Consider the following 23,793-nt stretch of genomic DNA (forward strand, 5'->3'; position numbering starts at 1 on the left):
GGCGACGACTTTGCAGCCGCGCCCTTCGATTGGGAAATGCGCTTTTCGAGTTTTCTTATGCCGCGCGGCTCAGGCGCGCGGCCTCGGCATCGTCGGCCAGCGCTTGCCCGCCAGGCCCGGTATGCGGGCAGCGAGTTGCTGTGCCCCGAGTTCCAGCATCCACCAGGCAGCGCCGAGCAGGCCCGCCATGAGTGCGCCGAACATCAGGCCGACTGCGATGTCGAGCGGGAAATGCACGCCCACGTGGATGCGCGCCCAGCCCGTGGCGGCGGCCACCGCGAACAGAGCGATGCCCGGTGCGCGCAGCGCCGGCCGCGCGAGGAAGGCGAAAGCCACCATGAACATCACCGAGGCATGCGTGCTCGGCAATGCGGCGCTGGCGCCGTGCGGGATGTAGGCGGGCACCAGGCCCAGGATGAAGGGCCGCGGCATGTTGATGCGCGCGGCGATTTCCTGGCACAGCATGGCGGTGAGCCCGGCGCCCGCGAGGATGAAGAGGACATAGGCCCGATGGCCGGGCCGGCGCCAGGCGGCGGCGCCGATCACGGCCGTGGAGAGCCAGGGACCGCCGAGCGCGAGCCCGACCGCGATCGCCAGCACCCAGGGCGTGGGATGGGGGCCGGCGGCGAGCCACTGCAGCAGGTCGAGATGGAATGCGTTCATGCAGCCTACCGGAACGAACGGGATGGGGCAAAGACGGTGCGCGGGCAGGCACGAGCGGCGCGGCAAGGACGCGGACGGGCGAAGGACATGGAGGAGGCCTCGTGGGCGAAGTGAAGCGGCCCTGCCGCAGGGGCGTCAGGGAAGCGATGGATGCGGCGCGGGCGCGCCGCCGGAACGGATCAGGCGAAGGACGGCGGTGCCGTGGTCGGCGGCAGCCGCAGCCAGGGGCGGGGCAGGGGAGGCGCCCCACTCCGCGCGCCGATGCGCCGCGGCGGTTCGTGGCGCGCACCGGTCAGGCCGGTCGCCACGACAATGGTCAACGGCAGCAGCGCGAGCACGATGCCCATGAAGCCATCGAAGGCCGCGCTGAGGACATTGACCATGACCGTGCAGCAGGACGCCTGCGCGAACATGGTGGTCTCGAGGCTTTTCGCATGGCCGGCGCGCTCGTCGGGTTCGAAGCGCACGGTCTCGCCGGCATTGCGCACCTTGAGGCCGGGCTCGTCCTCGAGGCCGTCGCTGTGGAAATGCGCCGAGATGAACGGATGCAGCAGCACCAGCCAAAGACCGATCACGCACCCGATGCATCGGTGCGCGTCGATCCATCGGCGAAGCCTGGCCAGCAGCATGCGGCGGATGCTAGGCGGCAAATATGAACAGAATATGAGTACTCACCGAATTCATGCGGATTCGAGGGCCTCCCGAAAGCCCCGAACTATCGGCGCCGTCCGACACGGACGTTCATCACGAAGACTCAGCATCCCGGTGTCCCGAGCGACTCCTCCTCCCTGGCTTGGGGCACCTACCGTGACAGCTGTAGGTTCTTGAGCGCCCGGCCTTGGTGCCGGGCGCCTTTTCTTTTGCGGGGTCGATGGGCTTCGTGGGGATGGGGCAGCGGGGGCCTCTTCAGGCCGCATTTCCGCAATCACGCATCACAACGGTCTTGCCTCGCTTGGCTGCCATCGGGCCAAACAACAAGATCATTGATTTTACATAATGCACATTGTGCCGATTATCTGGGGAGGCAGGCAGGTGGAGATTCGTGGCGCCCAGCCCAGGCCGCGCGCGAAACCTCAATCCCGCGTGTTCGCCCCGCCATCCGCAACCAGATCCGATTGCCGGATCTGCCGGCGCCGACGCAGCGCCTCGCTCATGCCATCGCGCACGCCCGCCTTGATGACCAGATACAGGAGCCAGCCCACGAGCGTGCCGGCGATCAGAAGTGCTGCGAGCAACGACATCTGCCATGCCAGGGCGCCGCCGCCGAGCTGTTGGATGGTGACTTGCATGGATGTTTCGGGCGAAAAAAAGGGCTTCATCGAAGCCCTCATTCTGTTCGCGCCTGTTTCCAAAAAATACAAACCCCATCGGTTTCTCATCTGATGGAGCATGAAATAAGTCACGAATAACGATCGTCAACAGCAAAAACTAATACTTTATTAACCAATACCTACCATTTGCCGTCCTTCGGCACCGGCTTTGCCGCGGACGTCGCGGCGATCAGCGCCGCGGCTTCCGATCGATTGGCGCGGTTGGCGAAATCGACCGCGGTCATGCCCAGCTGGTTCTTCATCGTGACGTCCGCGCCCTCGGCCAGCAGCAGCTTGACCGCGTCGGTCGAGCCATACATCGCGGCCATCATCAGCGGCGTGGTGCCGTTGGGCGACTGCGCGTCGATGAAGGCGAAGTTGTCGAGCAGCTGCTTCATGATCGCCAGGTGCCCGCCGGTGGCCGCGTAGTGCAGCGGCGTCCAGCCGGGCTTGTTGATGTCGGCATCGCGCTTGATGAGCTGGGTGACCAGGTCCTGCTGGCCCTTGATGGCCGCGAGCATCAGCGGGCTCTCGTCCTTGGCGTTGCGCAGCTCGACATTGGTCTGCGGCGATTCGAGCAGCACCTGGATCACCTTCGGCGACGGCTCGCGCAGCGCGATCAGAAGGCCCGTCTGGCCGCGCTCGTCGCGCGTGTTGGGGTCGAAGCCGCGCTGCAGCAGGCTGCGGACACCGCTCGGATTGTCGGCGCGCACGGCCCTGAAGAAGTCCTCGAAAGAACCTGCATGCGCGGAAAAAACTGCTGCAAAAGCAGACAGATAAACGAGTTTCTTGAAGTTTTTCTTCATCATTGTCGAACCCCCTTGAACAGTGTCTCGAAGTTGTCGCTGGTCGCCTGGGCCACGGCCTCGACCGGCAACTGCCGCAGCTCGGCGATCTGCCGTGCCACGTACGGCACGTAGGCCGGCGTGTTGGTCTTGCCCCGGTACGGCACCGGTGCCAAGTACGGGCTGTCGGTCTCGATCAGCATGCGCTCGAGCGGCACGAAGGCCGCCACGTCACGCAGATCCTGCGCCTTCTTGAAGGTCAGGATGCCCGAGAAGGATATGTAGAAGCCGAGGTCCAGCGCGGCGCGCGCCACCTCGGCGGTTTCGGTGAAGCAGTGGAACACGCCGCCGGCCGCGCCCGCGGAGCCGTCCTCGCCCTCCTCCTTGAGGATCGCGATCGTGTCGGCCGAAGCCTCGCGCGTGTGGATCACGAGCGGCTTGCCGGTCTGCCGGGCGGCCCGGATGTGCACGCGGAAGCGCTCGCGCTGCCATTCGAGGTCGGCAATGCTGCGGCCACCCTTGCGTTCCTCCATCTGGTAGTAGTCGAGGCCGGTCTCGCCGATCGCCACCACGCGCGGCCGCGCGGCCAGGCGCACGAGGTCGTCGACGCTGGGCTCGAGCGTGTCCTCGGTGTCCGGATGCACGCCCACGCTGGCCCAGAAGTTGTCGTAGCGCGCGGCCAATGCCTGCACCTCGTCGAACTCCTCGAGCCGGGTGCAGATGCACAGGGCCCGGTTGACCTGGGCGGCGGCCATGGCGGCGCGTACCGTGTCCATCTGGTCGGCGAATTCGGGAAAGGTCAGGTGGCAGTGGGAGTCGGTGAACATCGCCAGGAATCTGAGGAAACGAAGGGAGCCGGAAAACTGGCGAGCGCAAGGGGCGGCCGGGCCGCGCCGGATGTCAGATCGTCTGCGTCGGCCGGTCGGAAGCCATCGAGCCGCCCAGCGCGGCCTCGATGCGGGCCTTGAGCTGGCGCGATTTCTCGTCGGACGGAAAGCGGATGCCCACGCCGGGCGCCCGGCTGCCGGCCGCGCGCGCCGGCGTGATCCAGGCGACCTTGCCGGCCACCGGATAGCGCTGCGGGTCTTCGGGCAGGGTCAGCAGCACGTAGACGTCGTCGCCGAGCCGGTATTCGCGCGAGGTCGGAATGAAGATACCGCCCTCGGAGAACAGCGGAATGTAGGCCGCATAGAGCGCGCCCTTCTCCTTGATGGCGAGCTGGATGACGCTCGGCCGGTGCGGCGTGGCGCCACCCGCAGCGGCGGCGGCTGCTGCGGCAGCGGTCGCTGCGGAATTGGCGGAGGGGGCTGCGGGTTGGTTCATGGGCGGCGAGCGGCTGAGTTGAGGGTGCTGCGCGCTTCGCTCACGAGCGCTTCCAGCATGAGTCCTGCATTGAACGGATGTTCCGCGGTCCGGGCCGACGCGGCCAGCGATTTCGACCAGCGCGCCAGCGCGAGCCGCGATGGCGCGGCCGGCAGGTCACCGGGCTCGAAGAAGCGCGGCGCGGCGCCATTGCCGACGGCCATCAGGTCGTGGCAGAGCTTCTGCAAGGCGCCGACCGCCTGGGCCGGCGCCTGGTCGGCCAGCGCGCCGACGTCGCCGCGCAGCACGGCCTTGGGCAGCAGCGCCCAGGCCTTGGGCGACTGGCCGGTGCGCGCGAGCCGCAAGGCGTCGCTCGGACGTCCGCCGGCCGCGCGCAGCAGGGCGGCGGCATCCGCGGCGGGAACGTCCTGCGCCGCGAGCCAGGCCTCGGCCTGCTGCGTGTCGGGCCAGGGCAAGGTGAAACCGAGGCAACGGCTGCGGATGGTCGGCAGCAGTTGCCAGGCAGCCTCGCTCGCGAGCACGAAGCGCACGTCGCCCACCGGCTCCTCGAGCGTCTTGAGCAGCGCATTGGCGGTGATGGTGTTCATGCGCTCGGCCGGATAGACCAGCACCACCTTGCCGCGGCCGCGCGCGCTGGTGCGCTGCGCGAAACCGACCGCGTCGCGCATCGCCTCGACGCGGATCTCCCGGCTGGCCTTGCGCTTCTTATCGTCGATGTCGGCCTGGGCCTTCTCGTCGAGCGGCCAGCCCAGGTCCAGCATCGCCACCTCGGGCATCAGCACGCAGAGGTCGGCATGGGTGCGGACCTCGATGGCGTGGCAACTCGGGCAATGGCCGCAGGCGGCGCCCTCCTCCGTCGGCTGCTCGCAAAGCCAGGCCGAGGCGAGCGCGAGCGCCAAGTCGTACTGACCCAGGCCCGAGGGCCCTTGCAACAGCCAGGCGTGGCCGCGCTGGCGCAGCAGTTCGACCAGCGGCTGGCGCAGCCAGGGCGACAGTTCCGCTGCGCTCATGCGCGCCCCTCCCCGGCCAGGCCGCGCGCCACAAGCGCCGCCTCGACCTGTTGCCAGACCTGGTCGCGGCTCTGGCTCGCATCGATGCGCACGAAGCGCGCCGCGTCGGCGGCCGCGCGCTCGGCATAGCCCTGCGCGACCTTGCGGAAGAACTCGACCGGCTGGGCCTCGAACTTGTCGGGCACGCGCGCGCCGGCCAGGCGCTGGGCCGCGATCTCGGGCGCGAGGTCGAACCACAGCGTGATGTGCGGCTGCAGCAAGGCCACCTCGGACTGCCCGCCGCGCCCGGCCTGCGCCCAGCGCTCGAGCGTGGACAGCACCTCGGCGTCGAAGCCGCGGCCGCCGCCCTGGTAGGCGAAGGTGGCGTCGGTGAAGCGGTCGCACAGCACCACGTCGCCGCGCGCCAGTGCCGGCTCGATCACCTGCACGATGTGGTCGCGCCGCGCGGCGAACACCAGCAGCGATTCGGTCAGCGGGTCCATCGGCTGTTCGAGGATCAGCGTGCGCAGCGTTTCGGCCAGCGGCGTGCCGCCCGGCTCGCGCGTGCGCGTGACCGCGCGGCCCCGGCCCTCGAAGAGCGCCTGCAAGGCATCGAGGTGGCTGGACTTGCCGGCCCCGTCGATGCCCTCGAGCGTGAGAAAGAGTCCGCCAGCGTTCATTGGGCCGCCTTCGTCGCAGGAGTGCCGCCGCCGCGCTGGTAGCGGTTGACGGCACGGTTGTGGTCGTCGAGCGAGCTGCTGAACTGGCTGGTGCCGTCGCCACGCGAGACGAAATACAGCGACTTGCTCTGCGCCGGCTGCACCGCGGCCAGCAGCGCGGCCTTGCCGGGCATCGAGATCGGCGTGGGCGGCAGGCCGTTGCGCATGTAGGTGTTCCAGGGCGAGTCGGTCTGCAGGTCCTTCTTGCGCAGGTTGCCGTCGAAGGCGGTGCCCATGCCGTAGATCACGGTCGGGTCGGTCTGCAGCGGCATGCCGATGCGTAGCCGGTTGTTGAAGACGGCGGCGATCTCGGCCCGATCGGCCGCCTTGCCGGTCTCCTTCTCGACGATGCTCGCGAGGATCAGCGCCTGCTCGGCCGATTGCAGCGGCAGGTTGCTGCCGCGCGCGGCCCAGGCGGCCTCTAGCTTCTTGTCCATGGCGCGCATCGCGCGCTGCAGCAGCGCGATGTCGGTCGAACCCTTCGAATAGGTGTAGGTATCGGGGAAGAAGCGCCCTTCGGGGTGCTGGCCGGGCCGGCCCAGCTTTTCCATCAGCGCCTCGTCGCTCAGGCCCACGCTGTCGGGCTTGAGCTGCTCGGCCTTGGCGAGAGCGGCGCGCACCTGGCGGATGTTCCAGCCTTCCACCAGCACCAGGCTGCGCGTGGCCTCCTCGCCGCGCACCAGGATGTTGAGCAGCAGCTTGGGCGTCACGCCGCGGTCGAGCTCGTAGCTTCCGGCGCGCATCTGCCGGTCCTGGCCCGAGATGCGGAACCACAGGTAGAGCAGCTGGGGGTCGACCGCCACGCCGGCGTCGGCCACGGCCTGGGCGATGCCGCGCGGCGTGGTGCCGGGCTCGACCGACAGATCGACGTTGGGCGCCGGCAGCTTGAGCGGCTGGTGCACCCACCAGAGCCCGCCGGCACCGGCGGCCAGCGCGGCCAGGGCAGCGAGCAGGAAGAGCGTGAGGATGAAGCGGCGCACGGATCCGATGGAAGAGCGGAGGAGGATGAGGTGGCGGAACGGGCTGGACGGGGCTTTTCGCGGCAGCGTGGCGGCCGCTCGAGGCGGTGGCCCTGCAAGAAGAAAGGCTGCCGTCGCCGCGGTCCTGACGAATCAGGCCCGGCCATGATAATTCAGCGATGACCACAGTCGTTCTCAATGGCGTTGCGCCCCTCGCCCATCTGGGCGTGATCCGTGCCGAGGGCCCCGATGCCGCGGCCTTCCTGCATGGCCAGCTCACTCAGGATTTCTCCCTGCTCGGCGCCGCCGAGGCCCGCCTGGCGGCGCTGTGCACCGCCAAGGGCCGTGTGATCGCGAGCTTCATCGGCATCCGCCCGCAGCCCGATCTCGTGCTGCTGGTCTGCAGCCGCGACATCCTGGCGGCCACGCTCAAGCGGCTGTCGATGTACGTGCTGCGCGCCAAGGCCAAGCTCAGCGACGCGAGCGAGCAGTTCGCGCTGCTCGGCCTCGCGGGCACCGCGCTCGCGGCCAACGGCCTCGACGCCTCGGCCGCGCCCGGCCAGCGCCGCGCGATCGAAGGCATCGAGGGCGGCAGCGCCATCTCGCTCTACCCGGCCGACGGCGTGCCGCGCGCGCTCTGGCTGGCCCCGGCCGGCAGCGCCGCGCCGCAGGGCGCCGCGCTCGACGCGGCGCTGTGGTCGTGGAGCGAGGTGCGCAGCGGCATCGTCACGCTCACCACGCCGGTGGTCGAGGCCTTCGTGCCGCAGATGATCAATTACGAATCGGTGGGCGGCGTCAACTTCAAGAAGGGCTGCTACCCCGGCCAGGAAGTGGTGGCGCGCAGCCAGTTCCGCGGCACGCTCAAGCGCCGCACCTACCTCGTGAAGGCCGACGGGGAAGTCGCGGCCGGCCAGGAAGTCTTTGCCGCCAGTGATGCCGAACAGCCCGTGGGCACGGTCGCGCAGGCCGCGCCGGCGCCCGACGGCGGCTGGGCCGCGCTGATCTCGATGCAGATCGCGGCGCTCGAGGCCGGTGGCCTGCATGCGGCCTCGGCCAGCGGCCCGGCGCTCCAGGTGGAACCTTTGCCTTATCCGCTGCTCGAAGATATCTGAGTCTCCGAACAGCACCGGGCGCCGACCACCGGCACCGCGCTGCAGCTTGAAGCCCAATCAGTGAGGCGTTTTGGGCTTCCAACGCCCGTCGTTCGGGCGCAAGGCGCTATCTTTCAGATAGCGCCTTTTTTTGTGCGTCTTTCTTAACCCCGTTGCCGCCGGTGCGCCGTAGAAGCCTGCACCGACCACTTCCGGCAAGGAAAGAGAGACCTCCATGAACCGCAGATTCTTCTCCACCGCCCTCGCGCTGGCCGCGCTCTCGGCCTGCACCCAGACCCCGGCGCGCCCCTACCTGCCGCCCTCGCCCGTCGACCGCCTCGGCGGCCTGATGGAAGTCAGCGTGGTCGACCGCGCCACCGGCCGCGAGCTGCCGATCTACCGTGCCAACGGCGAGTACTGGCTGGCCGGGCGTCCCGGCGCGCGCTATGCGCTGCGGCTGCGCAACCGCATGGGCGAACGGCTGATGACCGTGATGTCGGTCGACGGCGTCAACGTGCTGACCGGCGAAACCGCGGGCGTGCAGCAGAACGGCTACGTGCTCACGGGCGGCGAGCGCGCCGACATCGCGGGCTGGCGCAAGAGCGATTCGCAGATCGCGGCCTTCGAGTTCACCGCCAACGGCAATTCCTACGCGAGCCGCACCGGCCGGCCCGACGAGGTCGGTGTGATCGGCGTCGCGGTGTTCCGCGAGCGCGTCGCACCGCCGCCGCCCGTGCCGATGCCCTTCCCGCGCCGCGACGGCTACAGCCGCGAGGAGTCGGCCCCGCGCGGCGATTTCGAGGCCCGCAACAAGTCGATGGCGCCGGCGCCGGGAACCGCGCCCTCGGCCGACAGCGCGGCCCCCGCGGAATCCTCCGCCATGGCCCAGTCGCGCAGCCAGCCCGCGCCCAGCCTCGGCACCGGCCATGGCCGCCGCGAGACCTCGTACGTCGGCCACACCACCTTCGAGCGCCTGCGTTCCTCGCCCGACGAGGTGGTGCGCATCCGCTACGACAGCCGCGAGAACCTGGTCGCCGCGGGCGTGATCCCGGCCAATCCGGCGCCGCGCTGGCCGCGTCCCGCGGGGCCCACGCCGTTCCCCGAATCCGAAGCGGGCTACGTGCCCGATCCGCCGCCGCGCTACTGAACGACGCTCAGCGCAGCACGCGCCGCATCTCGATGTGCGGGATGTCGGCCTCGACGAAGGGCTCGCCGTGCACCGCATAGCCGAGCCGTTCGTAGAAGCGTTCGGCGCTGCGCTGCGCGTAGAGCGCGATCTCCGCATCGCCGCGCGCCCGGGCCGCGGCTTCGAGCGCCTGCACCACCGCCACGCCGTGGCCGCCGCTGCGCAGCGCGCGATGCACCGCGATGCGGCCGATCATCGAGCGGCCGTCCTGTGCCGGCAGCAGCCGGCCGGTGGCGATCGCCTGGCCGAGCCGGTTGCGCACCACCACATGCGGCACGGCCGCGTCGTGCTCGTCCCACTCCATCGCTTCGGGCACCTTCTGCTCCTCGATGAAGACCGCGCGTCGCAGCGCCGCCGCGCCTTCGCCGAGCGTGGCCCAGTCGCCGGTGTCGATGGCGCGCATGGTCTCGCCGGCCTCGAAGCCCTCGAGGATCGCGCGCAGCGAGGCCGGCACCGGCTTCGAGGTCTGCGTGGCCGGGTCGGCGAACACGTAGACCAGCTCGCAGCCGACCAGGAACTCGCCCTGGCGGAACAGCCCGCCCTCGAAGGTCATCGACGAGGTGCCGATGCGCGCGCAGCGCATGCCCACGTCGATCACGTCGTCCATGCGCGCCGAGCCGCGGAAATCGATGGTCGCCTTGCGCACGTAGAGATCGCCGCCCAGCGAATGCATCGCCTCCTCGTAGGGCAGCGCGAGCGCGCGCCAGTAGTCGGCGATGGCGGTGTCGAAGTACATCAGGTAGTGCGCGTTGAAGACGATCTTCTGCATGTCGACTTCGGCCCAGCGCACGCGCAGGCGGTGGAAGAAACGGAAATCACTGCGTTGCATTCTTGTTGTCTCCAGGGGAAATGAAATCGGGGTCGTCAGGGCCGCAGCGCGTCGCGCAGCGCCTTCGCCGCGTCGTCCTGCGCCTGCAGCGCCTCGGGCACCGCGCGGCCCATCTTGAGGAACTCGTGGATCACGCCGCGGTAGATCTCGAGGTCGACCGGCACGCCCGCGGCGCGCAGCTTGTCGGCATAGGCGATGCCCTCGTCGACCACCGGGTCGCACTCGGCCAGCGCGATCCAGGCCGGTGCCACGCCGTCCACGTCGTCGGCGATCAGCGGCGCGAAGCGCCAGTCGTCGCGGTCGGCCGGGCTGCGCACGTACTGGCCGAAGAAGTAGTCGATCAGCGCCTTGGTCAGCAGTGGGCCCTGGGCGTAGCGGCGGTGCGACTCGGTGTCCTGGTGGCCGGTGGTGCCGGGGTAGATCAGCATCTGCAGCGACAGCGGCAGGCCCGCGTCGCGCGCGAGGATCGCGCAGACCGCGGCCAGCGTGCCGCCCGCGCTGTCGCCGCCGACCGCGAGCCGCGCGGGATCGAGGCCCAGGCTCGCGCCCTCGCGTGCGACGAAGGCGAAGGCATCCCAGGCATCGTCGGAAGCGGTCGGGAACTTGTGCGCGGGCGCGAGCCGGTAGTCGACCGACACCACGGCGCAGCCGCTCTTCTTGCTCAGCACGCGGCACAGCGTGTCGTGGGTGCGGATGTTGCCGACCGTGAAGCCGCCGCCGTGGAAGTACACGAGCACCGGCAGCACCTCGGCCGAGGGCGCGTAGAGCCGCGCGGGAATCGCATGGCCGTCGCGCGCGGCGATCTCGAAGTCCTCGATGCGCGCGAGCGCGGGCTTGGGCACCTCGAGCACGCCCGCGCCGCGTTCGTACGAGGCCTTGGCCTCGTCGGGCGTGAGCTGGTCGAGCGAGGGGTGGCCGGCGCGCGCCATGCGCTCGACCACGCTGGCCATCTTGGCGGTCAGCGGATGGGGAAGTCGTTGTGCGGTGGGATTCGTCGTCATGTCACTTGAAGGAAACGACCACGGGCTGGGCGCGCGCCAGGCCTTCGTAGGTCACGAGCACCGTCTGCCCCGCCTTGGGCGGCAGCAGCGGCGAGAAGGAACCGAGGCTGATGAGGTCGCCGGGCTTCATGGCAATGCCCTCCTTGCCGAGCGCAACGGCCAGCCACACCACGGCATTGAGCGGATGCTCGAGGATGTCCGAGCCCTTGCCGCGCGCCAGTTCGTTGCCGGAGCCGTCCTTCATCACCACCGTCATGTCGCGCAGGCTGTGCAGCAACACCGCCTGGCCCGCGCTGTCGGCGGGCACGTCGATCGCCACGCCCTTGACGCCCAGGCGCGCCGCCACGTTGATGGCCGCGAGGCCCGGGCCGCCGAGCTTGGGCGGGGTCTGCACCGCGAGATCGGGCAGCTCGATGAAGGGGATCACCTGGTCGATGGCGGCGAGCACCTCGGCCGGCGTCTTCGCGGCGTTGATGTCGGCGTTCTTCACGCGCACCAGCATGTCGGCCTCGAACAGCGGCCGCGCGCCGAAGGCGGCATCGACCACCGCGCCGGTGTCGAGCACCATGTCGCGGTAGAGCACGCCCCACACCGGCTGGTCGTAGTTGAAGCGCTTCTGCACCGCGGGATTGGTGAGCCCGGCCTTGTAGCCGACCACCGGGCCGTGCTTGCGCGCATGCAGCGCATTGAGCTTCGCGCGCGTGCAGGAGGCATCGGTCTCGCCCATGTTCTCGATGTCCGCCGCGGGCCGGTGGGCCTCGAGCGCGGCCGCGAAATCGGCGACCTGTTCGTCGCTGAGGCAGGCGGCCAGCGCCGGTGCGGCGGACAGCACGGCGATCGCTGTGCCGAGCGCGACAGCGGCAAGGGTTTTCTTCGTGTGCAAGGTGCCTCCCTCCTGATAGTTTCGGTAGATTCGATGGTCCGCCATCGTACTGCCCGCAAGCTCCGGAACCCCTCCCCCACCCCATGGCCCTCATCCAATACCTGACCCAGATCCAGTTCGAATTCGGCGCGGTGAAGCTGCTGTCGAGCGAGTGCGCGCGCATCGGCATCCAGCGCCCGCTGATCGTGACCGACGCCGGCGTGCGCGCGGCCGGCATCCTGCAGAAGGCGATCGATGCCATCGCCGACCTCGAGGTCACGATCTTCGACCAGACCCCGTCCAACCCGACCGAGGCCGCCGTGCGCGCGGCCGTCGAGCTCTACCGCAGCGGCCGCTGCGACGGCCTGATCGCCGTGGGCGGCGGCTCGGCCATCGACTGCGCCAAGGGCGTGGCGATCGCCGCCACGCACGAAGGTCCGCTCAAGACCTACGCCACCATCGAGGGCGGCTCGCCCAAGATCACCGAGCGCGCGGTGCCGCTGATCGCGGTGCCCACCACCAGCGGCACGGGCAGCGAGGTCGCGCGCGGCGCGATCGTGATCGTCGACGACCACCGCAAGCTCGGCTTCCACAGCTGGTTCCTGATGCCCAAGGCCGCGATCTGCGACCCCGAGCTCACGCTCGGCCTGCCGCCGCGCCTGACCGCCGCCACCGGCATGGACGCGATCGCGCACTGCATGGAGACCTTCATGTCGGCCGCCTTCAACCCGCCGGCCGACGGCATCGGCCTCGACGGCCTCGAGCGCGCCTGGGGCCACATCGAGCGCGCCACCAAGGACGGCAGCGACCGCGAGGCGCGCCTCAACCTCATGAGCGCCTCGATGCAGGGCGCGATGGCGTTCCAGAAGGGCCTGGGCTGCGTGCACTCGCTGAGCCACAGCCTCGGCGGCGTCGATCCGCGCCTGCACCACGGCACGCTCAACGCGCTGTTCCTGCCCGCGGTGATCCACTTCAACGCCGGTGCCGAGTCGGTGCAGAAGGAGCAGCGGCTGCAGCGCATGGCGCAGGCCATGCACCTCGATTCGGCCGGCGACCTCGGCGATGCGATCCGCGACATGAACGCGCGCCTGGGCCTGCCCAAGGGCCTGGCCGAAGTGGGCGTGACGCCCGCGTTGTTCGAGCAGATCATCGACGGCGCAATGGCCGACCACTGCCACAAGACCAACCCGCGACTGGCCACGCGCGACGACTACCGCGCGATGCTCGAAGCCTCCATGTGAGGCCCGGCCGGGGCGCCGACCCCGGCCTTATAAACAGTTCGTCTTAAGCGCGCGGTCTTAGCGCGCCGCATGCGCCATCGCGTCATGTCGATGACATGAGGGCTTCCTAGACTGGCCTCGACGACCCGCACCCGCCGGGTCCTTCGAGAACAGGGAACACCTTCGAATGACGCGAACCATCCGGGTCCACACCGCACTGAGCGCCGAGCAGTTGAAGTTTCGCGCGATGCGGGGACAGGAAGGCCTCTCCCGACTCTTCGAGTTCGAGGTCGACATGGTCAGCACCAGCTTCAACCTCGACCTGAAGACGCTGCTGGGCACCTCGCTGAGCATCGAGGTCTCGGACGACGCCGGCCCGCGCTTCCTCAACGGCACCGTGGTGCGCTTCGAACTGCTGGGCCGCGCCAACGAGACCGGCCGCCACTACGTCTACCGCGCGCTGGTGCAGCCCTGGCTCTGGTACCTCACGCGCACCACCGACAGCCGCATCTTCCAGAACAGGAGCGTGCCCGAGGTGCTCGACGAGGTGCTCGGCAAGTACGGCTTCGAGTACGAGAAGCGCCTGACCGGCAGCTACCGCAGCTGGGAGAACTGCGTGCAGTACCAGGAGAGCGACTTCGCCTTCGCGAGCCGCCTCATGGAGCACGAAGGCATCTCCTACCACTTCGAGCACAGCAACGGCTCGCACCTGCTGGTGCTGGCCGACGATGCCGGCGCCTACCGGCCGCTGCCCGGCTACGCCAGCATCCCGTACCGGCCGCGCGACCGCGTGGTCGACGCGCTCGAGCCCTGCATCGACCGCTGGCGCGTGGCCGAGCAGATCACCTCGGGCCGCGTGATGCTCGACGACTTCGATTTCCGCAAGTCGCGCGCCTCGCTGCAGAGCGTGCAGCAGGACCCCAAGGGCCACGACCATGCCTCGTACGAGGTCTACGAATGGCTGGGCGGCTACAGCGAGCACCAGCAGGGCGACACCTATGCGCGCATCCGCCTGCAGGAGCTGCAGTGCGCGCACGAGCTGGCCGCGGGCCACACCAACGTGGCGGGCATGGCGCCCGGCTACCTGTTTTCGCTCACGCATTGCCCGCGCGAAGCCGACAACCGCGAGTACCTGGTCACCGAGACCCGCTACGACCTGCAGGAGCCCGAGTACTCGAGCGGCGGCAGCAGCGAGTCGGTGTGCGAGTTCGACTTCAGCGTGCTGCCCTCCTCCGTGGTCTACCGGCCCGCGCGCAAGACGCCGCGCCCGCGCACCAACGGCCCGCAGACCGCCACCGTGGTCGGCCCGCAGGAGATCTGGACCGACCGCTTCGGCCGCGTGAAGCTGCAGTTCCGCTGGGACCGCTACGGCCAGGCCGACGAGAACAGCTCCTGCTGGGTGCGCGTGTCGAGCAGTTGGGCCGGCGCGAACTTCGGCACCATGCACATGCCGCGCGTGGGCCAGGAGGTCATCGTCGACTTCATCGGCGGCGAGCCCGACCGGCCGATCATCACGGGCCGCGTCTACAACAGCGACCAGATGCCGCCGTGGGAGCTGCCGGCCAACGCCACGGCCAGCGGCATCCTCACGCGCTCGAGCGAAGGCGGCGCGGCGAACCAGGCGAACATGCTGCGCTTCGAGGACCGCACCGGCGCCGAGCAGATCCTGCTGCATGCCGAGCGCAACCTCGACGTGGAGGTCGAGGCCGACGAGACCCACACCACCGACGGCACCCGCACCACGCTGATCAAGGGCCACGAGTCGGCCACCTACCAGGACGGCGAGACGCGCGACATCACCGCGGGCGCGCAGGAGACCATCACCGGCGGCGACACGCGCGACGTGACCGGCGGCTTCAACGAGACCATCAGCGGCGGCGTCAACCAGCGCATCACCGGCGGCAAGAACCGCAACCTGGCCGGCGGCCTGAACGACACCATCACCGGCGGCGTCAACCTCGCGATCACCGGCGGCTTCCACGGCACCATCGACGGCCAGGAGATCCGCTTCGTGAGCGGCGGGCGCAACGACACCATCAACACCGTCAACAACGTGACGGTCAACGGTCCCTCGACCACCATCGTGACCGGCCCGACGGTGCACACCTCGCCCGACGTGACCTTCAACACCACCAACCACATCCACAACACGACGCAGCACGTCATCAACACCAACGTCTACAACACGACCTCGACCACCTACAACAACACGACCAACAACTACACCAACAACTCCACCGTCTACAACAACAACTACGCATCGAGCGGCGACTGGCGGCTCGCGCGCGTGGGCGGCGTCGGCTTCCGGCTGAGCCTGGTGGGGATGTCGCTGGACGTGTGGGGTGCGCGGCTGCAGTACTACGCGGCGCTCAACGCGCAGCTCGCGACGGTCAAGATCGACGTGGCCATCTTCTCGCTGAAGAACGCGCCGCTGAAGATCAGCACCACGGGCCTGAAGATCGCCCAGAAGGGCATGCTGATCGCGACCGGCGGCCTTGCGGCGAAGTTCAAGGTGCTGACCCTGGTGGTCTGACGCACCCGGCAACGATGGAAATCCTCCTGTGGATCGTCTTCGCGGTGCTGATGGGCTCGATGCTGCTGGTGGCGGTGTCGGTCGTGGTCGTGGCCACGCGCGAGAACCGCGCCTATTCGGCCGAGGCCAAGACCTGGGAGCGGCTGGCGCAGACCGGCATTCCCGCGCAGGCCGTGGTCGAGTCGCTCAAGCGTTCAGAGAATGAACTCTCGCGCGGCGGCTCGCAGGGCCAGACCGTGTATGCCGTCGAACTCGCGCTGCGCGTGATCGGCACCGACGCCATCGTGGACGAGCGCCCCGCCATCGTGCGCACGCTGATCGACGAAGGACTGCTGCCGCAGTTCGCCGTGCCCGGCAAGCCGGTGCACCTGCTGCGCGATCCGAACGACGCCTCCATCTTCGCCATCGACCGCGCGCGCACGCCGCTCGAGATTCCGCGCGCCTCGCACTGAGCCGCGCCTGCCCGTGAAAACAGTCAAACCCCTGCGGCTGAGCGTCATCACGCGCCCCTTCCTGCGCCAGGGCCAGCAGCGCCTGGCACTCACGGTGATGGGCATGGTGTCGATGGACGAACAGCCGGTGCTGCTGCCCGAGACCGAATTCTGGAAGACGGTCTCCGAGGAGCTCGGCCCCACCGGCGCCATCGACCTCGGCATGCCCAAGGCCTGCGCCGAGTTCCTGGCCACCGGCCATGCCTACACCCATCACCAGCCCGAGAAGACGGCCTGCGCGGTCGAGCTGCGCGTGGGCGCGCTGGCGCGGCAGCTGGTGGTGTTCGGCGACCGCTACTGGGTCGACGGCCGCGCGAGCGCGCCGCAGCCCTTCGAATCGATGCGCCTGGACTGGAGCCGCGCCTACGGCGGCCCGGCCTTCGCCGACAACCCGCTGGGCATCGGCCAGCAGCCGGAACTCGTGAACGGGCTGTGGGTGCAGCGGCTGCCCAACGTCGAGCATCCGCAGCGCCGCATCGATCATCCGGGCCGGGCGATGGAGCCGGCCTGCCTCGGAGCGATCGACGTGAGCTGGCCCGCGCGCATGCGGCTGATCGGCAGCGACTACGGCGCGCACTGGCGCGAGCACCTGTTCCCCGGCTTCGCGCAGGACATGGACTGGCGGCTCTTCAATGCCGCCGCGCCCGAGCAACGCTGGACCCAGGCCGACCGCATCGCGGGCGGCACGCCCTACGAGGTCTGGAACATGCACCCCGCGCAGCCCGTGCAGCGCGGTCGGTTGCCCGACTGGCGCGCGCGCGGCTTCGTGGCGCGCAAGACGCAAGCCGGCGGCGACGAGCCCGAACATTTCGACGAGGTCGAGCTGCGGCTTACCACGGCCTGGTTCTTCCCGCACCGCGAACAGATCGCGCTGATCTTCCACGGCGAGACCGCGATCGCGGAGGACGACGCCGCCGACATCACGCACGTCATGCCCGCGATCGAGCGCGCCGCCGATGCACCGCGCCCGCTGGCCCACTACCTCGAGATCCTGCAGCGCCGCAGCGACCCCGAGACCGGCGCGCTCCACACCTTCCGCGACGAGGAGCTGCTGCCCGCCAAGACCATCGGCCCCTGGATCGACCAGCTCGAGGACGAGGAATCGCCCCTGGTGCGCAACATGCGCGAACGCGCGCGCACGCTGCGCGAGGACCTCGCCGACCAGGGCGTGGCCGCCGGCCACAAGCCGCGCCACTTCAAGGAACGCGCGGTGCCGGAGCCTTTCACCAAGCGGCCCAGCCTCAGCGAGCTGCCCGCGTTCATGGAGCGCGCCAAGGCCTACGAGCGCGAACAGTTGCAGAAGCTCGAGGACGGCCGCCGCGACCTCGCGCGGCATGCGAAGGCCAACGCGCCCGAGTCGCGCAAGGTCGGCTTCGACACCGGCGAGATGGTCGACAACGCGCAGCGCACCGAGGTCAAGGGCCCGCCTGCCTTCGATGCGAGGACCGTGATGCAGGGCCTGCTGGGCATCGCGCCCGCCACGCGCAGCCCGCAGATGCCGCCCGAGCAGCAGCGCGCGCTCGAACAGGCGGCCGAGAACGGCCGCCGCGGCCTGATCGACATGTACCGGCTCGGCGCGCAGCACCAGAGCGCCGCCGATGCGATGGACGGCACCCGCGCGGCCGAGGCGCGCGAACGCGTGCTGCAGCTCATGGCGACCACGCGCGATCTCTCGGGCCTGGACCTGACCGGCGCCGACCTCTCGGGCATCGACCTGCGCGGCGCGAGGCTGCACCGCACCCTGCTCGAGAGCGCGTCGCTCGCGGGTGCGCAGCTCGACGGCGCCGATGCCACCGAGGCGGTGCTGGTGCGCGCGAACCTCGCGCATGCCTCGCTGGCCCACTGCGTGCTGGACCGCGCCAACCTGAGCCTCGCGCGCTGCGAGCGCACCTCGTTCGCGCACGCCCGGCTGTCCGAGACCACGAGCGAGAAGAGTCGCTTCGAGCACTGCGATTTCGGCGGCGCGCGGCTCGCGCAGCTGAACCTGTTCGGCATGCACTTCGAGGGCTGCCGCTTCGACGATGCGCACTTCGACTACGTGACCGTGCTCGAAGGCAGCCGACTCGTGGACTGCCGCTTTCGCGGCGCCACGCTGCACAAGTTCGGCCTCATTGCCTGCGAGGTCGAGGGCCTGGACTTCGCGGGCGCCTCGTTCGAAGCCTGCGCCTGGGCCCACACCGTGGCCGACCGGCGCGTGAGCTTTCGCGGCGCCACGCTGCGCACCACCTGCTTCGTCGGCACCAGCAGCCTGCGCACGGTCGATTTCGAAGGCGCCACGCTGGTCCATTGCAGCCTGCGCGAGATGCAGCTCGAGGGCGCGCGCTTCGTGCGCGCCACGCTCGACACCTGCGATCTCTCGGGCTGCGTGCTGACCGGCGCCGACCTGAGCGCCATCGACGCCCCCGACAGCCTGTTCATCCGCGCCGACTTCACGCAGGCCTCGCTGCGCGGCGCCAATCTCATGAATGCCCATCTGCAGAAATCCCGCCTGCTTTCCTGCGACCTGCGCGAAGCCAACCTGTTCCGTGCCGACGTCTCGCAGACCGTGATCGACACGGTGACCGACACCCACGGCGCCTACCTCGAACAGGCCAAGACGCTGCCACGCCGCGCGGCGGACCCGGTGCAATGACGCCGGAAACCCTGGCCCTGAAACTGCGCGGCGGCGAATTCATCGAGCGGCAGGACTTCCAGGGGATGCGATTCGATGGCCTGGACCTCAGCGGCGGCGCCCTGCGCGACTGCGATTTCTCCAACGCCAGCCTGCGCGGCGCGAAGCTCGCCGAATCGGCCTTCGATGCCTGCCGCTTCGACGGCGCCGTGCTCGACGCGGCCGACCTGCAGCGCGCGGGCTTCCATCGCTGCAGCCTGGCGCGCGCGAGCCTGCGCGGCGCCACGATGAGCCGCGCGGCCTTCAGCGACTGCGAGCTGCACGAGATGGATGCCGCCGAGGCCCGGGCCGATCTCGCGGCCTTTCACCAGAGCCGGCTCGATGGCGCGAGCTTCGCGGGGGCCGAACTCACGAAGGCCGTGTTCGGCGAGTCGAGCCTGGCCGGCACCCGTTTCGACGCGGTGGCGCTGAACACCACCGTCTATTACCGCGCCGCGCTGCGCGGCGCGCGCTTCACGGGCGCCAGCTTCCACAACGTGATCTTCAGCGAGGCCGATCTCGCGGGCCAGGACTTCTCGGGCCAGCAGTTCCGGCTCTGCCAGTTCATCGATGCCGACCTCGGCGGCAGCAACTTCGACCGCGCGACGCTGATCCAGTGCAACTTCAAGGGCGCGAAGCTCGCGCGCGCGGTGCTCACCGCGGTGCATGCGCCGCAGTGCCTGTTTCCCGAGGCCGACCTGCGCCACGCCGATGCGCGCGGCGGGCATTTCGACCAGAGCCTGTGGGTCGGTGCGCGGCTCGACGACGCCGACCTGTCGGATGCGCGGCTCGAGCAGTGCGTGTTCCACCGCGCGCAGTGCCGGCGCACCTCGTTCGCGCGCAGCCGGCTCGTGTATGCGGACTTCGCCTATGCCGACCTCGGCGAGGCCGACCTGCGCGGCGCCTTCTTCGAGCGCACGCAGATGCACCGCGCGCTGCAGTCCGGCACCCGATGGGGCGACCGCGGCGGCGTGCTCGACAGCGACCCGGCCCTGTTCGAGGCCGAACGCTTCTCGGCCGCGCGCCAGGACCGGCCGCAACGCGCGGGCCGTGACGGCTTCGGCCGGCCGCTGCCTTCCACTTCCGACGACCTCGAGGACCTCGCACCATGAGCCCTGCCGCCCTGCGCGAACGCGCCTCTCCTCCCGCATCTTTTCCCGCCGCGCACGACGCGCCCGACATGCAGACCTTGCTGCACCGCCCACTGCCCGCGCCCGCCGCCTGGACCGGCAACGCCCTCGGCACCGTGCTGCAGGCGCTGCCCGGCGATGCCTTCCTCGTCGAGGCCGAGGCCGGTGGCGACCGCTGGCACTGCCCGCGCGCCGCGAGCTGCCTGCTGCAGCCTTCGGTCGGCGACACGGTGCTGGTGGCCGGACCGCGGCGCGACCAGGCCTACCTGATCGCCGTCATCGTGCAGGCCGACCCGGCGCAGGCGCGTCTCGCGGTCGACGGCGTGCTCACGCTGCAGGCCGGCACCCGGCTCGAACTGGCCGCGCCCGCGCTCGATCTGCAGGCACGCAAGGCGCGGCTCGAGGTCGGCGAGATGGACTACCGCGGCAGCGAAGTGCGCATCACCACGCTGCTCGCGCGCTTCGTCGGCCGCACCTGCGAGACCGTGCTCGACCGGCTCAGCGTGCTCACGCGCTCGAGCTTCAGGCTCACCGAGGAGGTCGAGCAGGTGCGCGCAGGGCAGATCGACTACCAGGCGGAAGAGACCCTGCGGCTGCATGCGAAGAACACGCTCGTGAGCAGCAAGGGGCTGGTCAAGGTGGATGCCGAGCAGATCCACATGGGCTGACCCGCGCCATCGACCACCGACGACAGCCAGAAAGGAACAGCCACCATGTTCGCCAACGCACAGATGATGGGCGTCGACCTCGCCTTCCCCGACGTCTGCAAGACGCCGCCGGCATTGCCGATCCCCTACCCCAACTTCGCGCTGGGCCCGACCGCGATTCCCAACGCCTGGAACATCCTCTACGGCGGCACGCCGGCCCACAACATGGCGACCGTCACGCCGATCACCAACGGCGACAACGCGGGCGTGCTGATGGGCGTGGTCTCGCAGACGGTGATGGGGCCCTCGCGCCACATCACGGGCGCCTTCACCGTGCTGCTCAAGGGCACGCCGTGCACGCGCATGACCAGCCTGTCGGTGCAGAACCGCTGCAACATCGTCGGCATGCGGATCGTGCCGAGCCAGTTCAAGGTGCTGGTGCTCGCGGCCTGAGCCGCTGACAAGGTGTGATGCCTCAATCCGCCGGGGCGGACGGCGCAACGAACCACTCCTCGGCCCAGAGCTGGCGCTTCACCGGCAGGAACTCGCTGAAGGTGAAGCGCGCGAGCTCCTCGCGGCTGAACGGATCATCGAGAAAGAAGGCCTGCAACTGTTCGAGCGACTCCGCGCGCGCGAGCATGAAGCCGCCGGTGGCCGGCACCTTCGGGCCCGAGCACAACAGCAGGCCGGCGTCGTAGCCCCGTTGAAGGTAGGCGCGGTGCGCGGGCACGGATTCCTGGATGCGTGCCAGGGGCACGAGGTAGTCGATCTCGACGATGAAGTGCTTCATGAACGGCGGGCAAGCACCCGCCGTGCCAGCGATGGCTACTCGGCCTTCACGCCCGCGGTGCGGATCACCGCGCCCCACTTCGCGGTCTCCGATGCAATGAAGGCATCGAACTCCTCGGGCGTGCCGCCGGCCGGAAAGGTGCCCATCGCATCGAGCTTCGCGCGCGTCTCGTCGCTCCTGATGATGCGCGCCACCTCGTCCGACATGCGCTTGACGATCTCGCGCGGCGTGCCGGCCGGCGCGAGCATGCCGGCCCAGGTGCTGCCGGTGAAGCCCGAGAACCCCTGCTCGATGAAGGTCGGTACCTCCGGCACCGCGGGCAGCCGCTTGTCGCCGGCCACGCCGATCAGCCGGATCTTGCCGGCCTTGGCCTGGTTGATGAGACCGGTGGGCGCATCGAAGAAGAGCTGGATCTGCCCGCCCATCAGGTCGGTCAGCGCCGGCACCGCGCCGCGGTACGGGATGTGGATCATGTAGGTCTTCGTGAGCGACTTCCACAGTTCGGTCGTGAGGTGCGCGGCCGAGCCGTTGCCCGACGAGCCGAAGCTCACCTTGCCGGGGTTGGCGCGCGCGTAGTCGATCAGTTCGCGCGCGGTCTTGAACGGCGCGTCGAGGTTCACCGCCGCGAGCAGCGGCGACACGCCCATCAGCGACACGCCCGCGAGGTCCTTGCGCGGGTCGTAGGGCAGCTTCGGATAGAGCGAGGTGTTGGCCGCATAGGCCGCGATCACGACGCCGAAGGTGCTGCCGTCGGGCGCGGCCTTGGCGACCGCATCCACGCCGATCAGGCTGTTGGCGCCGGGCTTGTTGTCGATCAGCACCGGCTGGCCCAGCCGCGTCTGCAGCCCGATCTGCACCAGCCGCGCCATCTGGTCGGTGAAGCCGCCGGGCGTGTAGGGCACGACGATGCGGATCGGCTTGCCGGGCCAGGCGCTTTGCGCGAGCACCGGCAGGCCGAGCGTGGCGGCCGCACCGGCGGCGGAGGTGGCGATGGCGAAGCGGCGGCGCGACATCAGGACATGGGGCATCGGGAACGGTCTCCTGCTTGTTATGGGCCGTCCGGGCCGGACGGCATGCGGGCCATTCTCGAAGCGCGGGCCTGGCGCCCGTTCAGGGTTTGCCCGGCGCCGCTCAGAGCGGCAGGATCTCGGCCGCGCTGCCGCGCGCCAGCCATTCCTGCAGCTCGTCCGCCAGCCGCTCGGCCTCGCGCGTGGCCCGCGTCCAGGCCGCGATGCGCGCCTGCGCGTCGTTCTGGAAATGGATGAAGTCCTTGCGATCGGGCAACTTGCCGTTGGGCAGCGTCTTCACCCAGTCGGGATCGGGCGCCAGCACCACCATGCGGTCGAGGAAGCCCGTGGACTTGTGGCGCCAGCGCAGCCCCTTGTCGAGCCAGCCCGGCACCACCGCGCGCTGGAAGTGCGGGTACAGCACCAGGCCGTCGTCGACTGGCTGGTAGTCGAGGTGCAGGTGGTAGTCGGTGATGCCGCCGTCCCAGTAGGCGCCGCGCGGCGCGCCCGGGATGTCGTGCACCGCGGCCAGCAGGAACGGGATCGAGCACGAGGCCTGCAGCACCAGGTTGAAGTTGTCCTCGCGCAGCGCATGCTGGCGGGTGCGGAAGTCGAGCGTGCCGAAGGGCAGCTCGGCGCCGGGCGTGGAGAACACGCAGCGCTCGAGCCAGGCGCCCAGGGTCTTGCGGTGCACGCTGTTCGAGGCGAAGGCGCCGAGGTAGCCGACCGGCGTGCGCGCCCTGCCCTCGCGCCCGAGGATGTGGCGCCCGCGCGAGGTCACCACGTGCAGCCGGTAGCGCGGATGCGCGAGCACCTCGCCGATGCGCCCGCCATAGAAGGCCTGCAGGCTCTCGGCGAAGCGTTCGCTCAGCTGGTGCGGGCTCAGCCGCTTCTGTCCCGGCGGCACCTCGAACTGCTGGCGCACGTAGTCGTGCTCGAAGCGCTCGAAGGCCGCGACCGGATCGCCGAGGCAGGCCGTGGCCAGTCGCCAGGCGCCGATCGACGCGCCCACCAGGTGCACCGGCTGGTCCGATTGCGTGAGCCACTCGCCGAAGACGAATCGATCGATCGGCCCGAGGATCAGCCCCTTGGGACCGCCGGCCGCGCCCGGGATGGTGCGCACATCCTGCGGCCGCAGGCCCTGGGCCTCGATGTGCCGGCGCGCGGCGGGGCCGGCGTAGATGCGCAGGGCTTTCATGGCTTGCCGTGCTCGAAGGGATTGAGCAGCGCGACGCCGAAGTTCGCGAAGTCGGCGACGTTGCGGGTCACCACGGTCAATGAGTGCTGCCTGGCAGTGGCCGCGATCATGGCGTCTTCGTACAGCGTGTTGGAGCTGCGATGCATGAGCTTGGCCCAGAGCCTGAAGGTGTCCGCATCCATCGGCAGGACGTTGTACGAGCCCGCGACCAGCGCGGCCCACTGCTCGATCTCGTCGGCCTTGGCCGCGTCCTGCTCGCGCGTGAGTTCGATCCCGGCCTGGATCTCGCCGAGCGTCACGGCCGAGAGGTGCAGCTCGCTGTCCGCGATCGGCGTGAGCCACGCGATGACCGCGCCGTGCGGGCGCGGCTTGCGGAGTTCCGAAATGACGTTGGTGTCGAGCAGGTACAT

At 69.8% G+C, this 23,793-nt stretch carries 25 protein-coding genes; 9 read left to right on the forward strand and 16 right to left on the reverse strand.

Annotated features, from left to right (window positions below; all coding sequences use genetic code 11):
* Positions 1-69 precede the first annotated feature (69 nt).
* The 9 genes from BM109_RS08070 to mltG form a co-directional block, all read right to left on the reverse strand.
* Positions 70-663: a phosphatase PAP2 family protein gene (locus BM109_RS08070; protein ID WP_093341950.1), complete on the reverse strand. Its 594-nt coding sequence runs from the start codon at positions 661-663 to the stop codon at positions 70-72.
* Between the two features lie 179 nt (positions 664-842).
* Positions 843-1,238, reverse strand: a complete 396-nt coding sequence (locus tag BM109_RS08075; protein WP_256222424.1) for a hypothetical protein — start codon at positions 1,236-1,238, stop codon at positions 843-845.
* A gap of 498 nt (positions 1,239-1,736) precedes the next feature.
* Positions 1,737-1,952 (reverse strand): hypothetical protein, encoded by a 216-nt coding sequence (locus BM109_RS08080; protein ID WP_093341953.1) that lies wholly within the window; start codon positions 1,950-1,952, stop codon positions 1,737-1,739.
* 161 nt (positions 1,953-2,113) lie between these two features.
* Positions 2,114-2,779: an ankyrin repeat domain-containing protein gene (locus tag BM109_RS08085; RefSeq protein ID WP_093341954.1), complete on the reverse strand. Its 666-nt coding sequence runs from the start codon at positions 2,777-2,779 to the stop codon at positions 2,114-2,116.
* A complete protein-coding gene (locus BM109_RS08090; RefSeq protein ID WP_093341955.1) occupies positions 2,779-3,585 on the reverse strand; it encodes a TatD family hydrolase in 807 nt (268 codons plus the stop codon). The genes BM109_RS08085 and BM109_RS08090 overlap by 1 nt, the downstream gene beginning before the upstream one ends.
* Before the next feature lie 73 nt (positions 3,586-3,658).
* Positions 3,659-4,081, reverse strand: coding sequence for a PilZ domain-containing protein (locus tag BM109_RS08095; protein WP_256222426.1), 423 nt, complete (start codon positions 4,079-4,081; stop codon positions 3,659-3,661).
* On the reverse strand, positions 4,078-5,091 hold the full coding sequence (locus tag BM109_RS08100; RefSeq protein ID WP_093341957.1) for a DNA polymerase III subunit delta': 1,014 nt from the start codon (positions 5,089-5,091) through the stop codon (positions 4,078-4,080). Before BM109_RS08100 ends, BM109_RS08095 begins: the two co-directional genes overlap by 4 nt.
* Complete coding sequence (gene tmk / locus BM109_RS08105) at positions 5,088-5,750, reverse strand: dTMP kinase (protein WP_093341958.1); 663 nt, start codon at positions 5,748-5,750, stop codon at positions 5,088-5,090. The genes BM109_RS08100 and tmk overlap by 4 nt, the downstream gene beginning before the upstream one ends.
* A complete protein-coding gene (mltG, locus tag BM109_RS08110; protein WP_093341959.1) occupies positions 5,747-6,769 on the reverse strand; it encodes an endolytic transglycosylase MltG in 1,023 nt (340 codons plus the stop codon). The genes tmk and mltG overlap by 4 nt, the downstream gene beginning before the upstream one ends.
* Positions 6,770-6,927: 158 nt before the next feature.
* Here mltG and BM109_RS08115 point away from each other — a divergent pair, with 158 nt between their 5' ends.
* Together BM109_RS08115 and BM109_RS08120 are read left to right on the forward strand one after the other, a co-directional pair.
* A complete protein-coding gene (locus BM109_RS08115) occupies positions 6,928-7,860 on the forward strand; it encodes a CAF17-like 4Fe-4S cluster assembly/insertion protein YgfZ (protein ID WP_093341961.1) in 933 nt (310 codons plus the stop codon).
* A gap of 214 nt (positions 7,861-8,074) precedes the next feature.
* Positions 8,075-8,986, forward strand: coding sequence for a hypothetical protein (locus BM109_RS08120; protein WP_093341962.1), 912 nt, complete (start codon positions 8,075-8,077; stop codon positions 8,984-8,986).
* Between the two features lie 7 nt (positions 8,987-8,993).
* Here the strand turns inward: BM109_RS08120 and BM109_RS08125 are convergent, their stop codons facing one another.
* The 3 genes from BM109_RS08125 to BM109_RS08135 are packed head-to-tail and all read right to left on the reverse strand — an operon-like array spanning position 8,994 to position 11,738.
* Positions 8,994-9,854, reverse strand: a complete 861-nt coding sequence (locus tag BM109_RS08125) for a YbgC/FadM family acyl-CoA thioesterase (protein ID WP_093341963.1) — start codon at positions 9,852-9,854, stop codon at positions 8,994-8,996.
* A gap of 35 nt (positions 9,855-9,889) precedes the next feature.
* Complete coding sequence (locus tag BM109_RS08130; RefSeq protein ID WP_093341964.1) at positions 9,890-10,855, reverse strand: alpha/beta hydrolase; 966 nt, start codon at positions 10,853-10,855, stop codon at positions 9,890-9,892.
* Between the two features lies 1 nt (position 10,856).
* On the reverse strand, positions 10,857-11,738 hold the full coding sequence (locus BM109_RS08135) for a 2-keto-4-pentenoate hydratase (RefSeq protein ID WP_093341965.1): 882 nt from the start codon (positions 11,736-11,738) through the stop codon (positions 10,857-10,859).
* Positions 11,739-11,821: 83 nt separating this feature from the next.
* Between BM109_RS08135 and BM109_RS08140 the strand changes: the two genes are divergently transcribed.
* The 7 genes from BM109_RS08140 to BM109_RS08170 all read left to right on the forward strand — a co-directional run bounded on the left by BM109_RS08140 (position 11,822) and on the right by BM109_RS08170 (position 20,841).
* Entirely contained in the window at positions 11,822-12,958 is a 1,137-nt protein-coding gene (locus BM109_RS08140; RefSeq protein WP_093341967.1) for an iron-containing alcohol dehydrogenase, read from the forward strand.
* Positions 12,959-13,124: 166 nt separating this feature from the next.
* Positions 13,125-15,470 (forward strand): type VI secretion system Vgr family protein, encoded by a 2,346-nt coding sequence (locus tag BM109_RS08145; protein ID WP_093341968.1) that lies wholly within the window; start codon positions 13,125-13,127, stop codon positions 15,468-15,470.
* A gap of 14 nt (positions 15,471-15,484) precedes the next feature.
* Positions 15,485-15,922: a hypothetical protein gene (locus tag BM109_RS08150; RefSeq protein WP_093341969.1), complete on the forward strand. Its 438-nt coding sequence runs from the start codon at positions 15,485-15,487 to the stop codon at positions 15,920-15,922.
* Between the two features lie 13 nt (positions 15,923-15,935).
* Entirely contained in the window at positions 15,936-18,593 is a 2,658-nt protein-coding gene (locus tag BM109_RS08155; protein WP_093341971.1) for a DUF2169 family type VI secretion system accessory protein, read from the forward strand.
* Positions 18,590-19,723, forward strand: a complete 1,134-nt coding sequence (locus BM109_RS08160; RefSeq protein ID WP_093341972.1) for a pentapeptide repeat-containing protein — start codon at positions 18,590-18,592, stop codon at positions 19,721-19,723. The genes BM109_RS08155 and BM109_RS08160 overlap by 4 nt, the downstream gene beginning before the upstream one ends.
* The gene (locus tag BM109_RS08165; protein WP_177239278.1) at positions 19,720-20,409 is read left to right on the forward strand and encodes a DUF3540 domain-containing protein; all 690 of its coding nucleotides are present in this window, start codon (positions 19,720-19,722) and stop codon (positions 20,407-20,409) included. Before BM109_RS08160 ends, BM109_RS08165 begins: the two co-directional genes overlap by 4 nt.
* Positions 20,410-20,454: 45 nt before the next feature.
* Complete coding sequence (locus tag BM109_RS08170) at positions 20,455-20,841, forward strand: DUF4150 domain-containing protein (RefSeq protein ID WP_093341975.1); 387 nt, start codon at positions 20,455-20,457, stop codon at positions 20,839-20,841.
* A gap of 22 nt (positions 20,842-20,863) precedes the next feature.
* Here the strand turns inward: BM109_RS08170 and BM109_RS08175 are convergent, their stop codons facing one another.
* The 4 genes from BM109_RS08175 to BM109_RS08190 form a co-directional block, all read right to left on the reverse strand.
* Entirely contained in the window at positions 20,864-21,178 is a 315-nt protein-coding gene (locus tag BM109_RS08175) for a YciI family protein (protein WP_093341977.1), read from the reverse strand.
* A 35-nt stretch (positions 21,179-21,213) separates the two neighbouring features.
* The gene (locus BM109_RS08180) at positions 21,214-22,206 is read right to left on the reverse strand and encodes a tripartite tricarboxylate transporter substrate binding protein (RefSeq protein ID WP_093341979.1); all 993 of its coding nucleotides are present in this window, start codon (positions 22,204-22,206) and stop codon (positions 21,214-21,216) included.
* Between the two features lie 103 nt (positions 22,207-22,309).
* Positions 22,310-23,383 (reverse strand): patatin-like phospholipase family protein, encoded by a 1,074-nt coding sequence (locus BM109_RS08185; RefSeq protein WP_093341980.1) that lies wholly within the window; start codon positions 23,381-23,383, stop codon positions 22,310-22,312.
* Entirely contained in the window at positions 23,380-23,793 is a 414-nt protein-coding gene (locus BM109_RS08190; protein ID WP_093341982.1) for a type II toxin-antitoxin system VapC family toxin, read from the reverse strand. Before BM109_RS08190 ends, BM109_RS08185 begins: the two co-directional genes overlap by 4 nt.

It is taken from the genome of Variovorax sp. PDC80, from assembly GCF_900115375.1.
Lineage (GTDB): Bacteria > Pseudomonadota > Gammaproteobacteria > Burkholderiales > Burkholderiaceae_C > Variovorax.